This window comes from Streptomyces sp. NPDC002671 (assembly GCF_053592475.1).
Genome location: NZ_JBSFVU010000021.1, coordinates 59,379 through 76,852, shown reverse-complemented (window position 1 = coordinate 76,852; position 17,474 = coordinate 59,379). Strand labels below are relative to the sequence as shown.

The window sequence follows — 17,474 nt, the reverse complement described above, 5'->3', positions numbered from 1 at the left end:
CGCACCGCGCACGCCTCGCATACCGGGCGAAAGCAGGAAGAAGTAGGTGTCGACGGTCGTATGCGAGCAGAATCGGACGCATGGATCTGCCCGTGATGCCGCCCGTGAAGCCGATGCTCGCCAAGTCGGTGGCGAGGATCCCGCCCGGTATGCACTACGAGGCGAAGTGGGACGGGTTCCGCTCGATCGTGTTCCGGGACGGGACGGAGGTCGAGCTGGGCAGCCGTACCGGAAAGCCGCTGACCAGGTACTTCCCCGAGCTGGTGGCGGCGCTTCTGGAGCGGCTGCCCCGACGGTGCGTGCTGGACGGGGAGATCGTGATCGCGCGGGAAGGGCGGCTGGACTTCGACGCGCTGACCGAGCGGATCCACCCGGCGGACTCCCGGGTGCGGACACTCGCCGAGCGGACCCCGGCCTCCTTCGTCGCCTTCGACCTGCTGGCGCTGGACGACGAGTCGCTGCTCGACGTGCCACTGACCGACCGGCGGGCCCTGCTGGACCGGGCCCTGGCCGGGGTGACGGCCCCGGTCCATCTGGCGCCCGCGACGACCGACATCGCGGTGGCCGAGCGGTGGTTCGAGCAGTACGAGGGCGCCGGCCTGGACGGGATCGTGGCAAAGCCGCTCACGCTGCACTATCTCCAGGACGAGCGGGCCATGTTCAAGATCAAGCACGAGCGCACGGCCGATGTCGTCGTCGCCGGCTACCGCCTCCACAAGAGCGGCCCGGTCGTGGGCTCGCTGCTGCTCGGCCTGTACGACGACCGGGGCGCGCTCCAGCATGTGGGCGTGTCGGCCGCATTCTCCATGAAGAAGCGCGCCGAACTGGTCGAGGAGCTGGAGCCGCTGCGTATGGAGGACGTGGCCGGGCATCCGTGGGCGGCCTGGGCGGACGCGAACGCGCACGAGAGCGCCCGGCTGCCGGGTGCGCCGAGCCGCTGGTCGGGCAAGAAGGACCTGTCCTGGGTGCCGCTGCGGCCGGAACGGGTCGCCGAGGTGGCCTACGACCACATGGAGAACGGGCAGCGCTTCCGGCACACGGCCCGCTTCCGCCGCTGGCGCCCGGACCGCACACCGCAGAGCTGCACGTACGCGCAGTTGGAGGAGCCGGTGCGGTACGACCTCGCGGAGATCCTGGGCACCAAGGGCTGAGCCCCCGCCATCGCCCGGGCCACGTCATCGACCCACTCGGCCCACCGAACGCGCGCGACCGGAATGCGACGCCTCGGGGATACCTCCCGGGGCCGCCGGTCGGCTGCATACAGTCGACGCCATACCGCTGTTGTCGGCTGTATGCAGCCGACCGTATGCGCTACCGCAGCCCCCGTCCCGTCTCCAGCGCCTCCCTCGCCTGGGCCACCAGCCCGTCCGCCCCGCAGGAACGCGCCAGCACCAGGCCCCGGTTGATCTCGGCGACCGAGCCGGCGGCGATGCCGTACTCGACGCGGGCCGCCGCGTGTTCGTACTGGCAGGGTGAGGCCTCCAGGTAGGCGACGGCCTGGGCGGAGAGGCGCACCGCGCGCTGGCCCGTCTCCAGGACGGCGGCGCAGCGCAGGACCTCGCCGATGGCGGTGTCGGTGCCGAACCGCTCGGCCTGGCGGCGGGCGTCCGCCGCGAGTCGGGCCGCCCGGGCCGGGTCCTGGGTGGCGAGGGCCTTGGCGAGCTCGATGGACCAGGGTGCGAGGACGGGGTTGTGGCCGCCACGGGAGACCGCGGTCTTCTCGGCGGCCTCCAGTTCGTTGATGCCGTCTTCGGTACGGCCGACGGCGAGCAGGAGCCGGCCGCGGACGGTACGGATGTCGGGCAGCACGATGGTGGACGGGTAGGGCGGGGCGAAGCCGTACTGCTCGGCGATCGCCCAGGCCTCGTCGACGTGGCCGCGCGCGAGCAGGGTGTCGACCAGTCCGCACGTTGCCGACCAGTACAACGGCAGGCCGCGGCCGACGCGTTCGGCCAGGCTCAGGGCCTCGCGGAGATTGGTCTCGGCGTCGCGGAGCCGGCCCTGCCTGCGGTACGCGAGACCGAGGAAGGCATTGGCCAGGGAAAGGTGGCCGCCGCGCCAGCCGGCGCTGGTGTAGGCGCGCAGGGCTTCGGCGAAGAGGCTCTCGGCGCGGTCGAGCCGGTCGGCGTAGGCGTACGAACTGCCGAGCATCATCAGCAGCTCCATGCCCCATTCCTGGTCGGTCCAGCCGAGACCGGGCGCGAGGCGGCCGTTGACGAGGGCGTGGTCGCACAGTTCGAGGACTTCCTGGGCGCTCTCGCCGTGCGTCATCGCGTCGAAGCCGCGCAGGATCAGCAGGGCGCGTTCGGAGTTGTCGCGGCCGGTGCAGGTGGCGGCCAGTTCCGCGAGGCGCTGGGAGCGGGCCGGGGAGACGGTCTCGCCGTGGATGCCCTCCCACATGAACTGCACGGCCCGCAAGCGCATCCGCACGGGTCCGGGCTCGTGCCGGGCGGCCTCGGCCTCGACCGTGCGGACGGCCTCCTCCAACTGGTCGTTGTGGAGCAGCGCCTGGGACAGCCGGACCACGGCGTCCACGCGCCGGTCGCCGTCGAGCCCGGGCATACCGAGCGCGAACTGCAGGTGGTCGATGGTGACGGCGGGCGCGGTCAGCAGCGTGGCACAGCCCAGTTCGTACAGGACGTGCGCGTGGACCTCGGGGCGGGGCGGCTCCTGCAGGGCGCGTTCCAGGCAGCGGCGGGCCGCGTCGGGCGCGCCGACGGCCAGGTGTTCGCGGGCGGCCTCGCGCAGCTGCTCGACGAGTTCCTCGTCGTCGTCCGGGTGGACCTTGAGCAGATGCCGGGAGGCCTCGGCGGCGCCGCGTCCCGTCTCGGTGACGATCTGCGCGGCGACGCCGTGCATCGCGGTTCGCATGCCGGGCGGGATGGAGTTGTAGACGGCGGACGCGATGAGCGGGTGCACGAACTCCAGCTCGCCCGTGCGCCGTTCGGCGCCCGTGGGGCCTGTGGGGCCCGTGGGACCGGTGGGACCGGTGGGTTCGGTGAGGATGCGGGCCGTGCCGAGCAGTTCCGCGCAGTCCTGGGCCACTTCGGGGCTCAGCCCGGCGAGCCGGGCGGCGAGGTCGACGCTGATCCCGGTGCCGAGGATGGCAGCCGCCCAGGCGAACTGGGTGGCCTCCAGGCCGAGTCCCTTGAGACGGTCGACGAGCCCTCCGCCGCGCGCGGACCGGTTCAGGGCACGGAGTTCGGCGGCCTGCGCCTCGACCGGCTGGAGTTCGCTGTCGTGCACTTTGGCGAGGAGTTCGACGGTGTCGTAGGGGTTGCCGCCGGTGACGGCCCACACCTCGCGGCAGAACGGGTCGTCGGCGTACCGGCCGAGGGTGGTGCGGGTGAGTCCGGCGGTGGCGGCCGGGGTGAGGGCGCTGAGGTTGCTGACGCCCGCCGCCGCGGCCACCGTGTCGAGGTGGCGGGCACTGTCGCCGCGCACCTCGCCGGGCCTGCGGGCGACCACGACCAGCACGGAGAGGTCGTCCAGGCGTTCGACGAAGGCGGCGAGCCAGCGCAGCGTCTCCTGGTCGGCCCAGTGGGCGTCGTCGACGAGCAGCACCAGCGGCCACTCCCGCCGGGCGAGCCGGCGTACGGCGGCGACGAGGCCGTCGCACACGTACTGGGGGTCGGCGCTGCGCCCGCCGGGGTCGGCTATGCCGAGCGCGGGGCCGGCGATGTCGTACCAGTCGCCGAGGTACTCGCGGGCCTCCTCGGGGAGTAAGGAGACGAGCGCGGGCTGGAGCAGCTGCCGTACGACGTTGAACGGAACGGACTTCAGGGTCTCGGCGCCGCGCGCGGACCAGACGGTGCAGCCGCGGCGTTCGGCGATGCGGCGCGTCTCGGCCAGCAGCGCGGTCTTGCCGAGTCCGGCCTCGCCGCGCAGGAGCAGCAGGCTGCCCGCGGACGACTGATCGGCGCACAGGACGTCGAGCGCCTGGGAGACGGCCGCGATCTCCGTGTCCCGCTCCCACAGGGAAGCCGAGGCGTCCGCCGGTGGCCGTCCCTCCGTCATCCCGATTCCTCCCCAGGTCGCCCGAATGACGTACAGAGCACGAGCGTAGTCCTCCGGTGGGGTGTGTGGTGGCCCGTCCGGGCAGCTGTTGCCCTGCCGGGTGAAAGAGCGTGCGGGCAGGCGACGCGTATACGGCCGGACCGGCCGCCGCGCGGCCGACGGTCCGTCAGCGGGGCCTGGAATCAAGAGTGATCCGCGGCCGGGCCCGCGGAGGGCGTCGGGGAGGTGCGGCGGCGGGCGTTGCGGGGATGTGACGGAAAATCCTGGGGCGGAATGTGCCGTTCCAGTGGATTGGCGGCGGATGCTCTCATCGCACGTGCACCGATGCCTCATACGGTGGGGACATGACGCAGGTGACTCCTCCCGGGTGGTACCCCGATCCCGGGCAGACGAATGACGGTCCGCCCACCGAGCGCTGGTGGGACGGCACGGCCTGGACGGACCAGACCCGCCCCAGCGGGGCCGCCGCCACGTGGGGTCCCCCGCCGCAGCCGGCTTACCCGGCGCAACCCGCTCCCCCGGCACAGCCCGCTCCCCCGGCGTACGGGGCGCACCCCGGCTATCCGGCGTATCCCGCGCCGCCTCCTGCCGTGCCTCGCCGTGGACTGCGCACCGGCATAGCCGTGGTCGTGGCGGCGGCCGTGCTGGCGAGCATCGGCGTCGGGGTGTACGCCCTGACCAAGGACGACGGCGGCAGCGGGAACCGCGCCGGTTCGCACCAGGGGCCGGGCGGCCAGGACGGCGCGTCCGGCGGAGGCTCGGGCAGCTCAGGCGGCTCCGGAGGGTCCGGCGATCCCGGTGGGTCCGGAGGGCCGGGCGGCTCGGGAGGTTCGGGCGGCGCCTCGCCCTCGCCGAGTGGGCCTCAGGCACCCAGGATCAAGGGCGGCGGTACGGTCCCGGACCCGTTCAACGGGATCAGCCTGCCCGTGCCGCAGGGCTGGAGCGGGCAGCCGATCGCCTTCGGCGCGGCGCTGTCCTCCGACAGCCACTACAAGTGCCCCGGCGCCCCCTCCAAGACGTGCACGCCGGGCGGCGCGTACTCGGCGTCCTCCAAGACGCTGCACATCAGCGGCGCAACCCCGGAGCAGGTCGCCAAGAACGACATCGCGGCCAACGCCAAGCAGTCCTACGGCGGCATCACGTACGGCGGCATCACCTCGCACCAGGTGCTGGCCTCCAAGGCCGTGACGGTGGCCGGACTGAAGGGCTACATGGTGCGCTGGAAGGCGGTCACCAGCAAGGGCGCCGACGGCTATGTGGAGTCGCTGGCCTTCCCCTCGCCCGACGACGTCGGGCAGATCGTCGTGGTCCGCTTCGGCGTCGACGTCGGGCACGAGGTGTCCGTCATCGACGAGATCACCCGGGGCATCAAGGTGTCGTCCGGCGGCGGCAACGGCCAGAACGTGTGACGGACGACGGCCGGGTGGGGCGCCCCTCCGCTCAAGAGGAGCCCCACCCGGCCGGGGTGCGCGCCGCCCCCGTCCCCACGGTGCGGCGCGGGCAGGCCGCCGTTCAGTCATCCCGTGAACGGCGGCCTGAGTCTCAGGTCAGTCCGAGCGCGGGCAGCACGGCCGCCTCCACGAACCGGACGAGGTAGTCGGAGTCGGCGTACCGGCCGCACAGGACCGGCCGGACGCGCAGGACGCCGAACATCATGGCGGGGATGTACTCCAGCGCGGGATGGCCGGCCGGGACCTCGCCCCGCTCCACGCCCCGCCTGAGTATGTCCTGGAGCGCCGCGATCTCGGGCTCGACAAGTGCCTCGCGCAGCGCCTGGGCCAGCTCCTGGTCCACCGTCATCGCGTGCGCGAGCGCCTGGTGCAGCGGGGTGTCCTTGCCGGACCAGTCACCCACGCAGCCTGCGGCCTGCCGCAGGTCCTCGGCCAGCGAGCCGGTGTCGATGCCGCCGATACGCACCCGGCTGCTGGCCCGCAGCGCGGCGGCGACGAACTGGGGCTTGGTCTTCCACTGCCGGTAGAGCGTGGACTTGCTGCACCGGGTGGTCGCGGCGACGCCGTCCATGGTCACGGACTCGTACCCGCACTCGCGGATCTGGTCCAGCACGGCGTCGAAGAACTCCCGCTCACGCTCGGGCGTGATCTTGGAGCGGCGCGAGGCGACGACCGACTCCGGTCCGTCCGCGGCCTGCGACGTCATGTGCTGCTTCCCCTCACTGCTCGTGTACGCCACGTGTGTGTCACAACCGGCTGCTGCTGTTTGTCATTACTCGTGTACGGCCCACTGCCATCCATCAAGGACGGGCGCCCGACTCCAGTGTGTCGCACATCAATCGATACGCCAGTGTACCGGTACTGGGCCGTATCGGTACACTGCCGTATCGGTACGGAAACGTATCGATGACTTCACGACCGTCAGCGAAGGGGCCGGGGGATGACCACCCGAACCGAGCCTGCACAGGCAGAAGCGGCGCCGGACGCGATAGCCCGTCCGCCGCTGCTGCGCGAGTTCCTGCTCGTCGCCGGACTCTTCCTCGTCTACAAGCTCGGCCGGCAGCTGGCCACCGGCCATACCGCGGGCGCATTCCACAACGCGCACCGCGTGTGGGACCTGGAACGGACCCTGCGCCTCCCCCACGAGACGTCCATACAGTCCGCACTGCTGCACGGCCACACCCTCGTCCGCCTGGCGAACACCTACTACGCGACCGTCCACTTCCCGGCCACGCTGGCCTTCCTGGTCTGGATGTACCTGCGGCGCCCCGCGCACTACCTGTGGGCCCGCCGGGTCCTCGCCGTGGTCACCGCCGCCGCCCTGGTGCTGCCGTTCACGTTCCCGCTGGCGCCGCCCCGGATGCTGACCGGGACCGGCCTGGTGGACACCGCCCGGATCTACGGCCCGTCCGTGTACGGCCCGCCGTCCAGCGACCACCTCTCCAACCAGTTCGCGGCCATGCCGTCGCTGCACTTCGGCTGGGCCCTGATGGTGGCGATCGGGCTGATGGCGGCCACCCGGTCGCGGTGGCGCCGGCTGTGGCTGCTGCACCCGCTGATCACCCTGATCGTGATCGTGGGCACCGCGAACCACTACTGGCTCGACGCCATCGTCGCCACGGCCATGCTCGGCGTGACCCTCGCCGTGATCCGCCCGCCGGACCGGACGCCCGGCCCCGCCACGAAGCGCGGAACCGGCCGGCTCACTCCGCGCAAGCCCGCCCTGGCGGGAGCGGGCCGATGAGCGCCGCCACCCTGGCCGCCGTGGCCCTGTCGCTGGTCTCGGCCGTCGCCTACGCCCTCGCCGCCGTCGCCCAGGAGCGCCTCGCCTCCCGCAACGCCGACGCCGGCCTGGTACGGCTGCTGTCCACCGGCGCCTGGTGGTCGGCGGTCGGCCTGAACGCCGTCGCCGCGCTGCTGCACGTGATCGCCCTGAAGTACGGCCCGCTGACCGTGGTGCAGCCGCTGGGCGCGCTCACCCTGGTGGCGGCCGTGCCGCTGGGGGCGCGGGCGGCCGGCCGCCGGGTGACCAGCGCGGAGTGGCGCGGGACCGCGCTCACGCTGCTCGGTCTCGCCGCGCTGCTGGTCTCCGCGTCGGGTCCGGCGCCCGAGCGGGCGCTCACGCTGACCGAGGCGCTGGCCGTCGCCGGTACGACCGCCACACTGGTCGGCCTGCTCGCCCGGCCCGGTGCCCGGCCGGGCCTGCGGCACGCGACCGCCTCCGGATTCGCCTCGGGCGTCGCCTCCGCGCTCACCCAGACGGTCACCGTGGCGGCCACGGACCGCTCCGGTCCGGTGCTGAGCGTCGAGGTGATCGTGGTCGCCGTCCTCGTCGCCGCGTTCGCCACCGGCGGGCTGCTGCTCTCCCAGACCGCCTACCGCGAGGGCCTGGGCGCCCCGCTGGCCCTGGTGACGCTGGCCAACCCGGTGGCCGCGGCGGTCATCGGCCTGACCCTGCTCGGCCAGGGCCTCCAGGGCGGCCCCGCCGGGATACTGCTGGCGCTGGCCGGGGCCGGCCTCGCCTCCTGGGGCGTGATCGTGCTCACCCGCTCGACTCCGGAACCCGACCGCTCCGACGAACACGAGGAGCACCCGGTCGCCGCGGTCCTCGCACTGGAGGCGGAAGCTGCGGCCACGGAATCGGTGCTGGTACCCAAGCAGGCGGAGCCGGGGCACCTCAGCGCGCTGTAGCCGGGCGACTGCATACAGAAGACGGTCGACCGCATACCGCAAAACGGCGGCCGACGCCGTCCCATCGGACGCGTCGGCCGCCGTTTTGCATACGACAGCTGCCGTTTTGCATACGACAGCTGCCGTTTTGCATACGACAGCTGCCGCATTGCGTAGGGCATCTGCCGTATGGCGTATGCCTTGTGCCGTATCTCGTATACGCCGGACCGCCCGGCTCAGCCCAGCCCGCGCGAGTCCTGCTTCAGCGCGGTGTCGACCGTCAGCGCCGTCGCCACGACGAGGCTCAGCAGCGGCTCGGGGAGCTGGTAGTGGATCTGCAGGACGTAGTTGTCCGCCGTCGTGAACAGCGTCTTGGCGAGGCCTTCCCAGGTCTTGGTGATCCGGGCGACCTCGTTGTCCGCGTGGTCGACGATGGCGAAGTTCCACGCCCGCCAGTTCTCCGCCTTGATCGCGCCGACCTGCTGGCCGTTCGCGTTCATCGCGAAGTTGATCTTGCCGATCATGTTCTTCTGGACGATCTCACCGACCGGCGAACCGTCCGGACGCGTCACGATGACGCGGGACTTGAAGAACTTCGCGGGCCGGGTCAGCATCAGCACCGGCTGACCGTAGGCGTCGCGGATCTCCAGCTTGTGGGTCAGGAACTGGTCGATGCTGGAGAGGAAGCGCAGGATCTTCCTCAGCGCGCCCTGGCCGACCTCGGTGACCGAGCCGATCTCGCGGCCGTTCTGATCCATGACCTTGTACTCGTTGGTCAGCTCGATCAGCTTGGCCTTCTGGTTCACCACCAGGACGGGCTCGGTGAAGAGGGTGCCGCCACCGGGGCCGTGCGCCGCGACCCCGGCCTGCTGCTGCACCTGGCGCTGCACCTTGGGGTCGACGGACTGCTGCTGCGGAACGGCGTGCTGCTGCGGAGCGGCCTGCTGCGGAGCCTGCCCGGCGGCCTGCTGCGCCGGGTTCGTGTGCTCGGTCCACTGCGTGCCGTCCCAGTACCGGAGCGTCTGGGGCGCCCCGTGCGGATCGGGGTACCAGCCTGCAGGAGTGTTTGATTGCGTGGTCACCGAGGCACACTATCCTGATGTGACCGGTACCTGACCAGTCCGCACGGAGCGGTGTTCATTGCCCGTTCACTCCGTGATGAGCGCCGGGTCGCTGACGCCGGGAAGCCCGTTCTCCACGTGACCTGCGAAGCCGCGCAGGTAGGCCGGGTCGGCGTCCGAGGTGACGGTGAGGTCGTACCAGCGCTTGCTCGCCGCGAGGGAAACCGTCTTGCGCACGGTCGCGCCGGGCGCCACCGTCACGGCGACGGGGCCGCCTCCGTAGCCGTCGGCCAGCTTCAGCTTCGCGGTGCCGGAACCCTTGTTGGTGAAGGTGAGCTCGATGTCGTCGCCGGCGTGCCGGGCGGTGACCTCGGGCCCGGCGACCCGGTTGCGGCCCTTGAAGACGCGCACGAAGCCGTTCGGGCCGTGCACGGTCAGGTCGTAATTGCCGCCGGAGTAGACCGAGTTCCAGGTGTCGGAGACGGTCTTGCCGGCCTCGGTGGTGTACGTCCAGGGGCCGTCGGTACGGCTGTTGGACGTGACGAGGAAGGCGGCACCCGCCTGCGCGCCGGAGCCGAAGGTGAGCGTGAACCTGCCCTGCCTCGTGTCGGCCGAACCGTCCACCATCGGCGCGTACTTGAGCGGCCGGGTGGGGCGGCTTCCGCGCTCCTGCTTGGGCAGGGAGGGGATTGCGGGCGGGGTGGGGACGTAGTCGGGGTGGCGGTTGTGGTCCGGCGGCTGGTAGCTCGTGGTGGACGGCAGCGCGACCGGCGCGGCATCCTGCCGGGAGAAGTCGAAGGCGCTGGTCAGGTCGCCGCATATGGCGCGCCGCCAGGGCGAGATGTTCGGCTCCTGCACGCCGAAGCGCTTCTCTATGAACCGGATGATGGAGGTGTGGTCGAGGGTCTCGGAGCAGACGTAACCGCCCTTGCTCCACGGGGAGATGACGAGCATCGGCACGCGCTGGCCGAGCCCGTAGGGGCCGGCGACGTGGCCGGCGTCGCCCTTGAACAGGTCGAGCGTGGGGTCGACCGTCGACTTGCCCTGGGCGGCGGAGGCCGGCGGGTAGGGCGGGATGACGTGGTCGAAGAAGCCGTCGTTCTCGTCGTAGGTGATGAACAGCGCCGTCTTGCCCCACACGTCCGGGTTCGAAGTGAGCGCGTCCAGCACCTGGGAGACGTACCAGGCGCCGTAGTTGGCGGGCCAGTTGGGGTGCTCGGTGAAGGCCTCGGGGGCCACGATCCAGGAGACCTGCGGCAGCTTGTCCGCCTGCACGTCGGCCTTCAGCTGGTCGAAGAAGCCCTCGCCCTTGCGCGCGTCGGTGCCGGTGCGGGCCTTGTCGTACAGCGGGTCGCCGGGCTTGGCGCCCCGGTACTGGTTGAAGTAGAGGAGCGAGTTGTCGCCGTAGTTGCCGCGGTAGGCGTCGTTGATCCAGCCCCAGCCGCCGTTCGCGTCGAGGCCGTCACCGACGTCCTGGTAGATCTTCCAGGAGATGCCGGCCTGCTCCAGGCGCTCGGGGTACGTCGTCCAGCCGTAGCCCTTCTCGTCGTTGCCGAGGACCGGCCCGCCGCCCTTGCCGTCGTTGCCGGTGAACCCGGTCCACATGTAGTAGCGGTTGGGGTCGGTGGAGCCGATGAACGAGCAGTGGTAGGCGTCGCAGATGGTGAAGGCGTCGGCGAGCGCGTAGTGGAACGGGATGTCGGGGCGCTGCAGGTACGCCATCGTCGTCGACGACTTGGCGGGCACCCATTTGTCGTACTTGCCCTGGTTGAAGGCGGAGTGACCATCGTTCCAGCCGTGCGGAAGGTCCTGGATGAAGGCCATGCCCAGGTCGTCGGCGTCGGGATGGAAGGGCAGGATGTCCTTCGTGCCGTCGGACTGCTTCCAGACGGACTTGCCGTTCTGCGTGACCGGGCGCGGGTCACCGTAGCCGCGGACGCCGTTCATCGAACCGAAGTAGTGATCGAAGGAACGGTTCTCCTGCATGAGGACGACGATGTGCTCGACGTCCTGCACCGAGCCGGTGGCGTAGCGGGCGGGCAGGGCGGCGGCGCGCTGGATGCTGCTGGACAGCGCCGTGAACGCCGTGGTCGCACCCGCCAGTTGCAGGAACCTGCGCCGGTTGACTTCGGACATGTGTGAGAGACCTCTCATCCTGACGAGCTGCATGGTCTGGAACTTGCGTGAATCTGCGCGGTGCGAGTGTTCCAAGAGCAACAAACGCCAGGGAAGGGTCGGGAGGCGCCCATGTGAAAGCTGTCTGTACAAGTGAGGTTGATGTATGGCGTTGGCGCGACCCTGCGGCCGGTCAGCTCTCCGCTGCGGGGACGACCGTCAGGTGTGCGCCCGCGTCCCGGGACCGGCGCGCGCGGCGAGTGGTGGGCGCGGCGGGGCGGCGGGTGTCGCGCGGGATCATCGTCAGGCGCCGGTGGCCGAGCTCCCGCAGCGTCCTGGTGGTCTCGTCCACGATGCGGCATTCGGTGGGACCCCGCCCCGGGTCGGGCGGGAACAGCAGGCGGACGGCTCCGTCGAGGTCCGTGGCGCCTTCGCCGACCGCGCGGATCCAGTGCGGCAGGCCGCACCGGTAGGCCGCCTCCATGATCGGGTCCTGGGCGATGTCCCGCCGGATCGCCTGGAGTTCGTGGTCGTGGCCGTAGCACTCCAGGGCGGCCCTGAGGTGGGCCAGCATCGGCAGGCACCAGCCGCACTCGTGCTGGCCGAGGACGTCACCGGCGTCCGGATGGAAGAGGACGAACCGGAGGAAGTTGTCCGTGGGCATGGCGCCCGGGTGCGGGCGCATCCCGCGGAAGAGTGTCTCGAAAGCGCGGTTGGCCGCCGCCACGTTCCAGCGGTGGTCGACGATCAGCGACGGGAAGGGGACGGCCTCCAGCAGCGCAGCGTAGTCCTGGAGATACGCATGGGTCTCGCGGGCGTCGGGGACGGGCCGCGGCGCCGGCCGCTGCCCACCTGCCTGATGTGCCATCGGGAGGTCACCCCTCTTGCCTCTGCGGCCTTCACGCGGCGATGCGATCCTGCTGCCCCGACAAGAGTCATGTCAACTATCGTGGCATTTCATGCCTGTTGACGGCCGGAATTCGCCACAGTTGTGGCGGCACCTGGATGTGAGTTCGAGGCACCCGCTACTCTCCGGGAAGTTCGCGACAACCGCTTGTGAGAACCACGGACGCACCCGAAGCCCTTGAGAGACACAGGAGTTCTGTCGGTGACGGATGGCTTTGAGGATCCGGGCGCCACGGGGACCGCTGAGCTTTCGGCCGTCGTCGCCCGCGTCGCCGCGCTCGCCGACCGGCTCGGTGTGCCGCACGCCGAGGTCTTCGCCGTCGGCCGGCTCTCCGTCGCCTGCGGTGTCCCGGAGGCCGTGGTCAAGGCCCTGCTCAGCGGCCGGCCCGCAGGTGAACCGGACGTCCAGGCACGCTTTGTACAGCGGCTCGACCTGCTGCGCCGCACCCGGCTGAAGCCGAACGGCCGCAAGTACACCCAGCAGGAGATCGCCGACGGGGCGGGCATGTCCCGGCAGCAGGCCGGAGCCCTCATCAACGGCGACCGGCGGCCCACCATGGAACACTGCGACGCATTGCAGCGGTTCTTCCGCGTGCACGCCGGCTTCCTCACGGCGGAGGACCCCGAGGCGCTGGCGGGTGCGCTGCAGCGCGCCGAGCAGGAGCTGCTGCACAAGCTCGCCGACCGCGAGCGGGCCGTGGCCGAGGCCGCCGACACGGCCGCGGATCCGCTGGAACGGCTGCTGCAGGACCACGGGGTGCGCGGGATCGCCTGGCGGGCCGCTCAACTCCCCACCGACCAGCACCGGGACAAGGTCGCCGAGTGGCTCGACATGCTCCTGGAGAGCGTCAAGCGGCCAGAGTCGTGATCCGGGATCGGTGGAGAACTGTGGGCATCGGCAGGGACATGCGCCGGCTGTGCGGCGAGCTGGTGGGCGGGCTGGAGCTGCCCGCACCGGCGCCGCCGCAGGAGCTGTACGACGCGCTGTGCGAGGCGATGAGTCACCGCCGCGGCCGGCCGGTCCTCTTCCGTACGGCCGTCTTCCCGCCCGACACGGCCAGCGGAATGTGGCTGGACATGGCCGACCGCGATCTGGTCGTGGTGGAGGAACGCACCGCCCCCGACCACCAGTTGGTGATCCTCGGCCACGAGCTGTGGCATCTGCACGCCGGTCACCACGGCCATCACGTCGACGACGCCGGCGCCGGCGTGGCCACGCGGCTGCTGGGCGACGACACCGACCCGGCGGCGCTGCGGGCCGCGGTGCGCGGCGTGGCCGCCCGCACCCGTCCCAACCACGACGAGGCCGAGGAGCGGCAGGCCGAGACCTTCGGGCTGCTCCTGGCCAGCAAGTGCCGTACCTGGCTGGCCGGTTCGGCGCTGCGCGGGCGCGTGCAGCGGGACGACGTGGCCGGACGCATCGAGGCGTCACTGGGCTATCCGGGGCCGCAGGGCTGATGCGTGCCGGGCGGCACGCCGGTACGACGCTGCCGTCGCCGCCACGGCCGCGGGGTCAGCGCAGCGGCAGGTTCGGCACGCCCTCCGCGGTGGACGACGACCGGTGCCGGGATTCGGGCCCGCCCCGCCCCGCGCCGTGCCGTGGAAGCCGCGCCGGTGGCCGGGCGGCGTACGCCGGGCGCACGTCGCACTCCGTCAGCCCTTCTTCGCGCCGCCCACGGGGGTCGCGGGGGGCGCGGGAGCGTTTTCGCCTGCGCTGAGCGGGGGAACCGGGGCAGCGCGCAACGGCGTTGTCAGTGGTGGGCGGCAAGCTGAGGGTGTGCGCCGTGCGACGCGGCGCGCGGCGCCGCAGGGCGCGTGACCGTGACGCCGACTCGGGGAGAGCCGACCGATGCCCACCGCCGTAATGACCGACCGTGAGCGTGCCGCCGTACAGGCCTATCTGCGGCTGCTGCATACCGTGCGCGCAGCCTTCGACGGGCCACCGGACGGCGGCCGGCCCGTCGTGGTGCCGCCCGCCGTGCTCGCCGAGGCCGAACAGGCCCTGGACCGGGCGGGGCTGGCGGGAAACGAGGCGGAGTTCTTCCGGTTGCTGCGCGGCTGGTGCCCGCCCGCCTGAGCCGGCCGCGGGTGATCGTGCGGGAGCGTGCGCCGGGCCGACGCCGTCGTCGTCAGGAGTGCGGGACGACGACGGTGGTGGTCACCACTCCGTCGCGCACGCCCCACCGGCCGTCGAAGGCCTGGAGCCGACGGCCGCCGACCTCGGGGCCGGGGACGAGGAGTTCGGCGCGCAGGGTACCGTGGCGCGCGCCGTCGGGAGCGGCGTGCAGGGTGATGTCGGCCTCGGAGAAGTCCAGCCACTTGCCGGTCAGCGGGAACCACGCCTTGTAGACGGACTCCTTGGCGCTGAACAGGATGCGGTCCCAGTGCACGGCGGGCCACTGCGCGGCGAGCCGGGCGAGCCGCTGGGCCTCGGCGGGCAGGAACACGGCGTCGCCGACGCCCTCCGGGAGCGGCCCGTGCGGTTCGGCGTCGATGCCGAGGGAAGCCAGGTCGGTGGCGCGGACCAGGGCGGCGGCGCAGTAGCCGTCGCTGTGGGTCATGCTGCCGATGACCCCGGCGGGCCAGCGCGGTGCGCCCCGCACGCCGCTGACGACGGGCTGCGGGGGCACGCCGAGCTTCTCCATGGCGCGCCGGGCGCAGGCACGTACGGCGGCGAACTCGCGGCGCCGCTTGGGCACCGCGCGCGCTACGAGCGCCTCCTCCTCCGGGTAGAGCGGGGCGTCCTCCCACAGCGGGTCGTCACGGTGTGCCGCCACGGCCACGACCGACGCGGGCAGCAGTTCCTCGATCACCGGTTTCGTCCTCCGTCGGCAGGATGCGGCGCGGTCGTCCCGGGGGCCCGGGGCGCTTGCGCCACTCTCGCGGGTATCCCACGGAGACCTCTTCGAAGCGGACTCCGTCGTGCCAGGTGGTGCGGCGGATGTGCAGATGGCCGTAGACCATCGTGGCGACGCGGAACCGGCGGTGCCAGTCGGCGGTCAGCTCGGTGCCGCACCACATGGCGAACTCCGGGTACCACAGCACGTCCATCGGGTGCCGGTCCAGCGGATAGTGGTTGGCCAGCACGGTCGGCAGATCCGCGGGCAGCTCGGCGAGCCTGCGCTCGGTCTCGGCGACCCGGGCCCGGCACCAGTCCTCGCGGGTCGGGTAGGGGTCGGGGTGCAGCAGGTACTCGTCGTTGCAGACGATCCCGGTGCCGTGCGCGTAGGCCAGGCCCTCTTCCTTGGTGGCGCAGCCGGCCGGCAGGAAGGAGTAGTCGTACCCCAGGAAGAGCGGGGCGACGGCGACCGGGCCGCCCGCTCCCTGCCACACCGGGTACGGGTCCTCGGGCGTGACCACGCCCAGTTCCCGGCACACTTCGACCAGGTGTTCGTAGCGGGCGACGCCGCGGAGGGTGACCGGGTCTGCCGGGTGGGTCCACAGGTCGTGGTTGCCGGGCGTCCACAGGACCTTGCGGAAGCGGCCGGCGAGGGTGGCGAGGGTCCAGCGGATGTCGGCGACGCTGTCGGCGACGTCACCGGCGACGATCAGCCAGTCGTCGTCCGTGCCGGGACGCAGCTCCTCGACGAGGGCGCGGTTCTCCTGATAGGTGATGTGCAGGTCACTGATGGCCAACAGCTGTCCGGCCCCGGCCGCAGGCTCCACCCCGCACCCCTTTCGATCATGTCGTCCGCACCACAAGAACACACGTTCCCAAACAGGGCAAGGGGATTCGAGGCCGTGTCGAGCGGCGATCGAAAGCGTTGCCGCACCCCGGGAATTCCGTAACACACGCGTTGCACGCGGGTCTCTTGAAAGCCGTATGATCGCCCCATCATCGGCGCCCCAACCTCCCCTCGCACAGGGCCGTTTGGTGACCCTTCCTTCCTTCTGCCCGGGCACGGGCCGCTGCGCCGTGCCCGAAAACCCCCGAAAGGCGGCTTGCATGCTCTCTCGCGTACGCGTCTGGCTCAACCGCACGTACGCGGAGAACGTGTTCTTCATGGATCAGCTGCGTCGAAACCCCAGCGACCGTGCGGTGGAGATCCATGCGACGCACGGCGACGCCGACTCCCCCGTGCTGGCCGCCGCCGACACCGCCGACCTGGAACCGGGGGGCCTGTCCCCGGCCGGCTATGTGGAGTACGCCCTCGACCAGTGCGCCCGGCGCGGCATCGACGTGTTCGTGCCCCGGCTGCACCAGGCGGCGATCGTCGCGCACCGCGCGGAGTTCGCGGCGGCCGGTACGGCGCTGCTGGCGCCGACCCCGCAGGCGGTGGCCGTGTTCGAGGACAAGGCGACCGCGTACGAGGCGGTGCGCTCGGCCGGCGTCCCGGTGCCGCCCTGGTGGCGGGTGCGCACTGCGGACGAACTCGTCGCGGCCGTTGAGGAGTTGGAGGCAGGCGGGCACTGCGCGTGCTTCAAGCCGGCCTCCGGCGCGGGTGGGGTCGGCTTCCGGGTGATCACGCGCGCCCCGTTCTCGCTCACCCATCTGGACGGCTTCCCGGGCCCGTACGTACAGCTGGACCTGGTCGTCGAGGCGCTGCGGCGGGCCGAGCAGCCCGTGGACTGGCTGGTGATGCCGCGCCTGGAGCAGCCGGAGGTGTCCGTCGACTGCCTGACCGGCCCGGACAACCGGGTCCGGCTCGCGGTGGGCCGCACCAAGAACGGCCGCCGCCGCGGCTTCACGCTGCACGAGCAGTGGCTGGAGCCGGCCCGGCTGATCGCGGAGGGCTTCGGGCTGCACCACCTGTCCAACATCCAGTTCCGCATGTACGGCGACCGTCCGGTGCTGCTCGACGTCAACACCCGGCCCGCCGGAGGCCTGCACCAGCTGTCGCTGTGCGGAATCAACGCCCCTTGGGCGGCAGTGCAGTTGGCGCTCGGCGAGGACCCGGGGGTGATCGAGCCGCCGTTCCTGGGCCAGGACTACACGGTGGTGTCCGGCCCGCGCCCGCTGCTGCCCGCGACGCTTCCGCGGCAGCGGGCCGAGGAGGCGGAGGTCGTACTGCCGGCGGTTCCTGCACAGACGGCCGGGGTGGCGACCGAGGCTCTGCCGCTCTAGACCCTGCTGCTCCAGGCCGTACGCGCGCGCGAAGCGCATCCCGTTTCCGGTATGGACCAATCCGGCTCTACTCCTTGACAGTTGGATTGGTCCATACCACCTTGGTTGGCGCACCACTCAGTACTTCTCCGCACTCCCCGCACTCCCCCACACCCTGGTGCACCCCACGCACCGCAACGCACCCTCACG

15 protein-coding genes are annotated in these 17,474 nt (G+C 71.8%); 8 read left to right on the top strand and 7 right to left on the bottom strand.

The features are described from left to right. The first annotated feature begins 80 nt into the window (after positions 1 to 80). Positions 81 to 1,151, top strand: a complete 1,071-nt coding sequence (locus tag ACWD35_RS29370; protein ID WP_451354333.1) for an ATP-dependent DNA ligase — start codon at positions 81 to 83, stop codon at positions 1,149 to 1,151. A gap of 160 nt (positions 1,152 to 1,311) precedes the next feature. Here the strand turns inward: ACWD35_RS29370 and ACWD35_RS29365 are convergent, their stop codons facing one another. Further along, positions 1,312 to 4,017: an ATP-binding protein gene (locus tag ACWD35_RS29365; RefSeq protein WP_451354332.1), complete on the bottom strand. Its 2,706-nt coding sequence runs from the start codon at positions 4,015 to 4,017 to the stop codon at positions 1,312 to 1,314. Positions 4,018 to 4,361: 344 nt separating this feature from the next. On the opposite strand from ACWD35_RS29365, the gene ACWD35_RS29360 reads away from it, so the two are divergent. Further along, positions 4,362 to 5,426 (top strand): DUF2510 domain-containing protein, encoded by a 1,065-nt coding sequence (locus ACWD35_RS29360; protein WP_451354331.1) that lies wholly within the window; start codon positions 4,362 to 4,364, stop codon positions 5,424 to 5,426. Positions 5,427 to 5,559: 133 nt separating this feature from the next. Here the strand turns inward: ACWD35_RS29360 and ACWD35_RS29355 are convergent, their stop codons facing one another. Then, on the bottom strand, positions 5,560 to 6,174 hold the full coding sequence (locus ACWD35_RS29355; RefSeq protein WP_451354330.1) for a TetR/AcrR family transcriptional regulator C-terminal ligand-binding domain-containing protein: 615 nt from the start codon (positions 6,172 to 6,174) through the stop codon (positions 5,560 to 5,562). A gap of 234 nt (positions 6,175 to 6,408) precedes the next feature. Between ACWD35_RS29355 and ACWD35_RS29350 the strand changes: the two genes are divergently transcribed. Both ACWD35_RS29350 and ACWD35_RS29345 read left to right on the top strand, forming a co-directional pair. Continuing rightward, positions 6,409 to 7,212: a phosphatase PAP2 family protein gene (locus ACWD35_RS29350; RefSeq protein WP_451354329.1), complete on the top strand. Its 804-nt coding sequence runs from the start codon at positions 6,409 to 6,411 to the stop codon at positions 7,210 to 7,212. Next, positions 7,209 to 8,159: a hypothetical protein gene (locus ACWD35_RS29345; protein ID WP_451354328.1), complete on the top strand. Its 951-nt coding sequence runs from the start codon at positions 7,209 to 7,211 to the stop codon at positions 8,157 to 8,159. The genes ACWD35_RS29350 and ACWD35_RS29345 overlap by 4 nt, the downstream gene beginning before the upstream one ends. Before the next feature lie 215 nt (positions 8,160 to 8,374). Here the strand turns inward: ACWD35_RS29345 and ACWD35_RS29340 are convergent, their stop codons facing one another. The 3 genes from ACWD35_RS29340 to ACWD35_RS29330 form a co-directional block, all read right to left on the bottom strand. Beyond that, positions 8,375 to 9,220 carry a phospholipid scramblase-related protein gene (locus tag ACWD35_RS29340; protein WP_451354327.1) on the bottom strand — a complete coding sequence of 282 codons (846 nt, stop codon included), beginning with the start codon at positions 9,218 to 9,220 and terminating at the stop codon, positions 8,375 to 8,377. Between the two features lie 66 nt (positions 9,221 to 9,286). Further along, complete coding sequence (locus ACWD35_RS29335; RefSeq protein ID WP_451354326.1) at positions 9,287 to 11,335, bottom strand: phosphocholine-specific phospholipase C; 2,049 nt, start codon at positions 11,333 to 11,335, stop codon at positions 9,287 to 9,289. 172 nt (positions 11,336 to 11,507) lie between these two features. Further along, on the bottom strand, positions 11,508 to 12,182 hold the full coding sequence (locus ACWD35_RS29330; protein ID WP_451354325.1) for an MmyB family transcriptional regulator: 675 nt from the start codon (positions 12,180 to 12,182) through the stop codon (positions 11,508 to 11,510). Between the two features lie 240 nt (positions 12,183 to 12,422). Here ACWD35_RS29330 and ACWD35_RS29325 point away from each other — a divergent pair, with 240 nt between their 5' ends. The 3 genes from ACWD35_RS29325 (at position 12,423) to ACWD35_RS29315 (ending at position 14,297) form a co-directional block, all read left to right on the top strand. After that, positions 12,423 to 13,088, top strand: coding sequence for a helix-turn-helix domain-containing protein (locus ACWD35_RS29325; protein ID WP_451354324.1), 666 nt, complete (start codon positions 12,423 to 12,425; stop codon positions 13,086 to 13,088). A 20-nt stretch (positions 13,089 to 13,108) separates the two neighbouring features. After that, positions 13,109 to 13,678, top strand: a complete 570-nt coding sequence (locus tag ACWD35_RS29320; protein ID WP_451354323.1) for a toxin-antitoxin system, toxin component — start codon at positions 13,109 to 13,111, stop codon at positions 13,676 to 13,678. Positions 13,679 to 14,069: 391 nt separating this feature from the next. Continuing rightward, positions 14,070 to 14,297 (top strand): hypothetical protein, encoded by a 228-nt coding sequence (locus ACWD35_RS29315; protein WP_451354322.1) that lies wholly within the window; start codon positions 14,070 to 14,072, stop codon positions 14,295 to 14,297. 52 nt (positions 14,298 to 14,349) lie between these two features. On the opposite strand, the gene ACWD35_RS29310 is transcribed toward ACWD35_RS29315, so the two are convergent. Both ACWD35_RS29310 and ACWD35_RS29305 read right to left on the bottom strand, forming a co-directional pair. Further along, entirely contained in the window at positions 14,350 to 15,033 is a 684-nt protein-coding gene (locus ACWD35_RS29310) for a 4'-phosphopantetheinyl transferase family protein (RefSeq protein ID WP_451354321.1), read from the bottom strand. Next, a complete protein-coding gene (locus tag ACWD35_RS29305) occupies positions 14,981 to 15,886 on the bottom strand; it encodes a metallophosphoesterase family protein (RefSeq protein ID WP_451354320.1) in 906 nt (301 codons plus the stop codon). Before ACWD35_RS29305 ends, ACWD35_RS29310 begins: the two co-directional genes overlap by 53 nt. 280 nt (positions 15,887 to 16,166) lie before the next feature. Here ACWD35_RS29305 and ACWD35_RS29300 point away from each other — a divergent pair, with 280 nt between their 5' ends. Continuing rightward, complete coding sequence (locus ACWD35_RS29300; protein WP_451354319.1) at positions 16,167 to 17,285, top strand: ATP-grasp domain-containing protein; 1,119 nt, start codon at positions 16,167 to 16,169, stop codon at positions 17,283 to 17,285. Positions 17,286 to 17,474 lie beyond the last annotated feature (189 nt).